Consider the following 7,148-nt stretch of genomic DNA (forward strand, 5'->3'; position numbering starts at 1 on the left):
GCCCAAAATTTATCAAGGCCGGCATTTACAAGTATCGGGGGTCTCCGTTTATCGTGGCAAAGAAATCTCCATTTTCGCGAATCCCTCAGCTTTCCTTGACTTAGATGGTGAGCACCCGGGATTTACCCCAGTACATTTTTCAGTTATACCTCAGGGAATTCGACTTTGGACCTAATCTATCAAGGCCGGTACACTTATAAAATGTGTACCACCTTTTTGTTCAGGCTTCAAAGTCTGAATTGCCAAAATAAACTCTAAAATCCCATTTCACCCTAACCAATGTATAATTAGATAAAATGCAATCAATAAAAATTTTAGAGGTGTTATAAGTGTCCGTATCTATGGCCGAAAAAGAAAAAATGATTAGAACCTGTCAAGAAATACTTGACCTCTGTGATAAACCTTTTGTTTGGGAAGATGATGGTATTTATGAATCGGAGGAGGCTAAAAAACCTTTTAACCTTTTTCTGCCCCAGGTGCAAATTGCCCAGGAATTAAGTTCCCTGTTGGCGGCTTTCTCCGGTACTCCCTATATCTACGACCAAGTAAAAGCCGTTTGTAATTTGGAAGCAGAATGGTACGAATATGGAACCTATGGCTTAGATCGCGACTTTACCCGGGTTTTGAGCCGATATTCCCTTAAGCCGGAATACGTAGAGCAAATAAAGGCCTATTTTACCAAACGTTTACAAGAACTACAAAAGGGCTGATTAGGCATCAAAGCAGTCCCCCTAAATTAACTCCATAAATAAAAAAGCTGCCTCCGCCTAGGGAAGCAAGCTTTATAATATCTGCGTACTATAGCACTCTGAGCAACGGGTAAAGCTTTTACTTAGATGTTTACTGCAATGGATTTGCCGGTTACATTATGGGGGCGGGCAGCAATATGATCCATTACTTTTACGATCGTGGCAGGCGAATTAGTTAGTTTCACAATTCGATATTCTCTGGAAGTCACGCCAAATAATCCTTTAAGGATGGCCAGGATCTGCTCTTTTAATACTGGGAATTTGACTTCCGTATTCATGTTGTGCCGATCAAGCTTGCCAAGCTTTTTGATCTCACCATGAAGGGTTTTAAAAGCTGCTGAATGATTCATAGAAACCTCTTTCTTTTCAATTTGAAATTACACACGGTCCGCATTATATCAACAAAGTTCATGCCTGTCAACGTATTTTGTCATAATATGTCGTCTGAATCATGATATAATAATTTAAAGTCAAAGGGGGACGAAATATGCAAATCGGACAGGATTTTAAAGAAAAGATTATGGTGAAATTCAATCATTTCCAAGAAGAAGCTAGGAAGACCCTCCAAAGTGTTCCGCTCAGCCAAGAAAAACTCAATGCCATCCTGGCCAAAGCTGAGAAGCTTAATATCAATACCGGTCCCATCAATAAGGCTTACCAGGATATTCTACTTTTCGTCCAAGTGGTCAAAGCCTATCTTACTAAAGAATATCGGGAAATTCCTGCCGGATCTATCGTTGCCATCTTTGCCGCTTTGATCTATTTTTTATCCCCTATCGATATTATCTTCGACTATATTCCCGGAATCGGCTATGTGGACGATATGTTTGTCATCGGCCTGGTATTAAAGCAAGTTGATACGGATCTGCAAAAATTTTATATATGGAAAGCAGAGGAAGATGCTATCATCGACATGGATGAGCTATAGATATCTACAGAAACAAAAAGTATCCCCCGACACCAGCTATGGTGCCGGGGGATATTGTATTGAGGGGGTTCAACCTCTTGAGCAGACAGATTCCTTAACAGATTCTTTAATTTGAGGATCGGTAATTGCGTGTAAGCGAACCGCAAGAATAAAGGCAATCGATAAGAAGCAGAAGATCATACCAATTACTCCGCCCCAGCCGAAGGCACTCCAGAAAACTCCCCCAAGGGTTCCGCCAATACTCGAGCCGGAGTAAAAAGCGAAAAGGTAGAGAGAAGAAGCCTGGGCCTTATCGTGAGTTGCCCTATGCCCTACCCAACTGCTGGCGTTGGAATGGGTGCCAAAGAAGCCGAAAGTAACTATAGCAATACCAATAATCTTAATAAACAGATTCATGCTCAAGGTAATAGCAGCACCCACTACCATAATCATAAGGGAAATCCAAATAACTCTGCGCTGTCCATATTGGTCGGCTAAACGGCCCATAAAGGTGGAACTGAAGGTGCCGAAAATGAAAATTAAAAATATACCTCCCACCACACTTTGGCTTAAGGAAAAAGGAGGAGCCACTAATTGATAACCGATGTAGTTAAACATGGCGACAAAACTTCCTACCGCTAAGAAGCCAATCCCATAAAGACAGAGTAGCCCTTCATCCTTAAGATGGTTCCCCATCGAAGATAATAAGGTTTTAACCTCGAACGAACGTGGTTTAAAGTTTTGCGAAGGAGGCAGGAGCTTCCAAAATAGCAGGCTGGCAATAATGCTGATCACACCGACGGTGCCCAGGGCTATTCGCCAATTAAAAAAATCAGTTATGGTTCCCATCATCACGCGACCATACATACCGCCGATGGAATTCCCACTGATGTATAACCCCATGGCTACCCCTAAGCTGCCGGGGTCAATCTCCTCACTAAGATAGGCCATAGCGACCGCCGGCAAACCGGAAATTGCGATTCCCTGAACTACCCTCAAGGCCAAAAGAACTTCAAAACTTGGGGCGAGTGCTGTGAGGAGGGCGATAACTGAGGCCAGTCCGAGAGAAAGGATCATAATTGGCTTACGTCCCTTCACCTCCGATAGGGAACCCACAAAAAGCATGCATATAGCCAGGGTAATCGTAGTTAAAGATAGGGATAGACTTGCAGTAGCCGGAGAAACCTGAAAATCCCTGGAAAACTCAGGTAATAAAGGCTGGGTGCTGTACATAATAGCAAAAGTATTTAAGGCGCCGCAGAAAAGAGCCAGGGTTGAATTACGGAAAGCCTTCGTTCCTTTTTGGATATAGGAGTTCACAAGGATTCACCTCATAATCTCAAAACGCAATTTAGTATATCATACTCCTTGACAACCCTTAACGTCTAATCTATAATTTGCATAATTTTAATGCATCCAAGTTATTGATTGCATTGAGGAGGATATGAATAATGGGATCTGTCCCGATTATTTACCCAAAGAAAGAAGTGGTTGGAAATGGAATTAAACCAGCTTCAATATTTTCAAACGGTTGCACGACTGCAGCATTTTACAAAGGCAGCTGAGGCCCTCTCCATTTCCCAGCCGGCTTTGAGCCGCTCCATTGCCCGACTGGAAGAGGAACTGGGGGTTCCTCTATTTGAACGACAAGGACGCAGCGTGGTCCTGGGCCCCTATGGCAAGATTTTTTTACAGCGGGTCAATCACATATTCCAAGAAATAAAAATAGCCCAAAACGAATTGGGAGATCTCATTGACCCCTGGAAAGGTTCTGTTTCCTTAGGATTTATCCACTCCCAAGGCTCTAATCTAGTGCCCGATTTGTTAGGCACCTTTCGCAAAACATATCCCCATATTCATTTTAAGCTTTATCAGAACAACACAAAGCTAATATTAGCTAAGTTAGAACGCGGAGAAATTGATCTATGTTTTTGCTCCCAGCCTTCCGATGACCATATCCAATGGTTTAAGTTATTTAGTGAAGAAATTGTTCTTATTGTCCCTAAGGATCACCTCCTGGCCAAAAAGGCAAGCGTACCTTTGCAAGACCTGGCTGACGAACCCTTTATCGTTTTTAAAGAGGAACTCTCCCTTGGAGAAATTATCTTTAGGCTCTTTGAAGAGGTAGGCTTTTACCCCAAAATCACCTTTGCCGGGGAAGAGTTTGGGACAGTAGCCGGTCTGGTAGCTGCCGGCCTTGGTATTGCTCTGATCCCCAGAAGCAGGGCCATAGAAAATCCTCACATCGCTATGGTCCATATCGCAAATCCAAAATGCGAAAGGGTCATCGGCATGGCTTGGGTGGAAGGAAGGTATATTTCCCCCGCAGCCAAGAACTTTAAGGAGTTTGTGCTGAATCATTTTAGTTCGGCACAAGAAATTTAACCCTATGAGGCCCAAAGATCAACGCAAAAAGCCATTGTTTCTTGGGCTATTGTTTTTATGCACGTTTTTAACTTTCCCTTTTCCTAATAAGGATGCCACATCTTGCTCGATGGAAGATATCAATACTTTTTGACTTTTATCGAAGAACAGTTTTACGGCCTTAATCAAATGGGATTTTGTCAAGGTATCCAGGGTCTGATAGCTTTTGATCATATCCGTTGCCAGAGACAGTTTTTTTTGAGAGAGATCGGTAACCGTCATCGCTCCTGTAGCTTGAATAATCTCAAATAAAGCATCCACAAATTCTTCTCTCTGCTCCATGGTTAACTGGTTCAGCCACAACCTTATCATCTGGTTGAAGTTCTTACTTGCCCTCGTTAAACCCTTTTCATAAACAAAATGGGTGCCTTTCACTTCCCAAGAGAAAGCATTATGTTGCATTAAGCCCATTTCATTGCTATTCACAGTAATGTATTCTTCCCCGTGTTCAAGGAGCATGCCTACTACCGAGGATTTCGGGATAAAGGTATGGACTTTGCCGAGAATATTTTGGTACCCTTCCTTTTGGATCACCTGATTAAGAAAACCTGGTCCGTCATTATTGAAAACCCCAAGGATCCGCTCCTGGTCCTCCTGCGGCAGGTGAGCTGCAGCATAAACGGCCAGATTCCCACCTTTAGAATGTCCTCCGAAGTATAGTTTTCCCGGATAATAAGCAAGGTTTTTTTCTACATAAGCAACCGCATTCCGCTGAGCCTTTACCTCATCCCGAAAGCTCATCTGAAAATCCTCTTTCCAGCCGGCAAGTGTATCATCTGTGCCACGGAAGGCGATATAATGCTCATCCTCCTTGATGGAAAACACCATTGCCGAGAATTGATTGCAATCCTCATGGTCCACCTGATTTACATAACCGGATAACTTGATATCCTTATAACGGGTAGTCAGAACCGCCTTCATTAACAATCTTGGTATCTCCCGAAAAAAAGGATTGATGATATCCTTGGGCGGGCCTTTGACCAAAGTCTTAAAGTATTGATCCGCCGCCTCAACTAAGGAAACGGATTCCCCCCCTGCTTCCCGCGGCACAATACCATCGAATTCAAAATAAGCCAGAACAGAAAAGATTAGATTATCTACTTCATTAAAACCATCCTGAGCAAAGCTTAAATCTCCCCGCCACTCGAGATAATCAATGATATTTTGCATAAGATGAATCACTTCCCTTTGAGGTCCTTCCCATTTTCTTTTCTTATGCTAATTTTTCCTCTATTCTATGCACAAATATTCTATACACGAGCTTTAATACCTTTTGACTCCATGCAAAAAAAGAATCCCCACAGAGACTCTTCACCTTAGATAATAACCTTCAAATAACCTTCATATAACCTTCATCCCGGAACCAAATTCCCGGATTCTTTAATGGCGTTAGAACTTAAATCTTTTTCTCCCGCCCTTATCTTCGCTGATATTTATGATAATAAAACCAATTAAGTAAAGTACTAAAGGCATGAGCATGCCTATGCAGCTATAGCAAGAGCATATGTAGAGATTATATAAGGCATGAATTGTAACGGCCAAAGTATATAAACCGAATAAAAACGGCCAGATTAGTCCCCTAAGCTTTTTAATCAAATTTATGCCAAAACCCATAATCCCCGTAGTGGTAGCATGGAGCAAACAACTAGTAACGCTACGGGTAAAAACAAAATAAACCGGTGAACAATCCTCAGCCATATTTCTAAGAAGATACATATAGTTTTCCTGGATAGAAAACCCAATCCCAATCGCTATCCCAAAGCATGCGACCGGTATCTTTGTCTTCTCCGAACGAAAAAGAAAATACCCCAAAGGAAGGGCTTTAGTTAACTCCTCTATCAGCGGGGCCCAAGACACCGAAAGCTGAAAGGTGTCCATTTGAAAATACCTTACCAGATTATTATTCAGATTAAGGGAGATAGCAAACGCAATCAATCCCCAGATAAAAAATAATATCAGTAATTTATTTTCACCCTTTAACATAATTAACAAAAAAAAGAGAGGGATTAGGGTTCCCACAAAAATCGCTTCATCCATCAGGCATCTCCTCAGCTTTCATAAAGCCGTAAACACTTAGGGAAAGTGCAATCGGATATATAGCATCTGTGGCAAAAGTATACAATGAATGAAACAGAACAATACTGATCATAAAGACAATTTCGCATAAACACATCAAACAAACACCGGATAAAAATATTCGATACCGGCTTGAAGGCAAAATCGGTTGAGCTTTCCAAAGGGTAATGATTAAAGCTAAAGTTAAGGCCAAGTTATTAATATCGACTTGCAAGGGATTCTTACCGACTAAGGCTAAAAAGATCGGCACTAGCAATAAGGCTAACGGCCAGAGATTTCGATATTTTAGTTTAATAGTATATTGTGGTATCCTGCCGGTGATTGTACAGATTACACCGATAAAGAAGTAGTAAGCACCGATAAAGCCTAAATCAGCAATAGATGGATAAGGAGTTGTCTTTCCCACCAGATAGAGATAGGAAAACCAGTAGAGTTGCCCTAGTGTCCAACTTAATACAGCCAAACTCAGCCCTAACATGAGATGACGGTCTTTACTCCATCGTGCATAGACCAAAGCAAATACTCCCAATGTCATTCCAAAAAATAGTTTGAAAGCATTGGCCGCCATACCGAGCCGAGAAATCGAGATAGATTCGGAAGAAAGCATAAGATACAACAACACTGCCCAATAGACTGTAAGGACCAGCATAATCTTTACCGAGTTAATCAACAATTCTTTCCTTTTCAGAGTTCTTTGCATTACTTGCGCTTCTATAATCATGTTCCATCGCCTACCTATCCATCCTACTGCAAAACCTCGTCCAATCTACGGATTAAGTCGCAATGCCTTTCACTAACTCTATTATTACATATTTCGAAGAGAGTTTGTTATATTTTTCACTGAATCTTAAATAAAATTTTTGAATGATGCCATAGAACTTTTTATAAGTTAAATAATTATAGGAAAAAAATTTGTCTAATATTAGCTAAAAAGGCTTTAAGTTACACCTAATTTATCCTTGACAAATATTATATAACAGGGTAATATTTAT

General features: G+C 41.2%; 9 protein-coding genes. 4 read left to right on the forward strand and 5 right to left on the reverse strand.

Annotated features, from left to right (window positions below; translation table 11 throughout):
- Window positions 1-7 precede the first annotated feature (7 nt).
- Together AC1U9U_RS14565 and AC1U9U_RS14570 are read left to right on the forward strand one after the other, a co-directional pair.
- Window positions 8-175, forward strand: a complete 168-nt coding sequence (locus AC1U9U_RS14565; protein WP_479961284.1) for a hypothetical protein — start codon at window positions 8-10, stop codon at window positions 173-175.
- Window positions 176-329: 154 nt separating this feature from the next.
- Window positions 330-710 carry a nitrite reductase gene (locus AC1U9U_RS14570; protein WP_479961276.1) on the forward strand — a complete coding sequence of 127 codons (381 nt, stop codon included), beginning with the start codon at window positions 330-332 and terminating at the stop codon, window positions 708-710.
- A 122-nt stretch (window positions 711-832) separates the two neighbouring features.
- Here the strand turns inward: AC1U9U_RS14570 and AC1U9U_RS14575 are convergent, their stop codons facing one another.
- Window positions 833-1,099 (reverse strand): hypothetical protein, encoded by a 267-nt coding sequence (locus AC1U9U_RS14575; RefSeq protein WP_479961277.1) that lies wholly within the window; start codon window positions 1,097-1,099, stop codon window positions 833-835.
- 137 nt (window positions 1,100-1,236) lie between these two features.
- Between AC1U9U_RS14575 and AC1U9U_RS14580 the strand changes: the two genes are divergently transcribed.
- A complete protein-coding gene (locus AC1U9U_RS14580) occupies window positions 1,237-1,677 on the forward strand; it encodes a YkvA family protein (RefSeq protein WP_479961278.1) in 441 nt (146 codons plus the stop codon).
- A gap of 69 nt (window positions 1,678-1,746) precedes the next feature.
- On the opposite strand, the gene AC1U9U_RS14585 is transcribed toward AC1U9U_RS14580, so the two are convergent.
- Window positions 1,747-2,976 carry an MFS transporter gene (locus AC1U9U_RS14585; protein ID WP_479961279.1) on the reverse strand — a complete coding sequence of 410 codons (1,230 nt, stop codon included), beginning with the start codon at window positions 2,974-2,976 and terminating at the stop codon, window positions 1,747-1,749.
- Window positions 2,977-3,153: 177 nt separating this feature from the next.
- Between AC1U9U_RS14585 and AC1U9U_RS14590 the strand changes: the two genes are divergently transcribed.
- A complete protein-coding gene (locus AC1U9U_RS14590) occupies window positions 3,154-4,041 on the forward strand; it encodes a LysR family transcriptional regulator (RefSeq protein WP_479961280.1) in 888 nt (295 codons plus the stop codon).
- Between the two features lie 18 nt (window positions 4,042-4,059).
- Here AC1U9U_RS14590 and AC1U9U_RS14595 read toward each other — a convergent pair whose 3' ends face one another.
- The 3 genes from AC1U9U_RS14595 to AC1U9U_RS14605 all read right to left on the reverse strand — a co-directional run bounded on the left by AC1U9U_RS14595 (window position 4,060) and on the right by AC1U9U_RS14605 (window position 6,877).
- On the reverse strand, window positions 4,060-5,250 hold the full coding sequence (locus AC1U9U_RS14595) for a DUF2974 domain-containing protein (protein WP_479961281.1): 1,191 nt from the start codon (window positions 5,248-5,250) through the stop codon (window positions 4,060-4,062).
- 219 nt (window positions 5,251-5,469) lie between these two features.
- Window positions 5,470-6,117 carry a PrsW family glutamic-type intramembrane protease gene (locus AC1U9U_RS14600; protein WP_479961282.1) on the reverse strand — a complete coding sequence of 216 codons (648 nt, stop codon included), beginning with the start codon at window positions 6,115-6,117 and terminating at the stop codon, window positions 5,470-5,472.
- On the reverse strand, window positions 6,110-6,877 hold the full coding sequence (locus AC1U9U_RS14605) for a hypothetical protein (protein ID WP_479961283.1): 768 nt from the start codon (window positions 6,875-6,877) through the stop codon (window positions 6,110-6,112). The genes AC1U9U_RS14600 and AC1U9U_RS14605 overlap by 8 nt, the downstream gene beginning before the upstream one ends.
- Between the last annotated feature and the right edge of the window lie 271 nt (window positions 6,878-7,148).

The sequence above is a fragment of the Desulfitobacterium sp. genome (genome assembly GCF_982384815.1).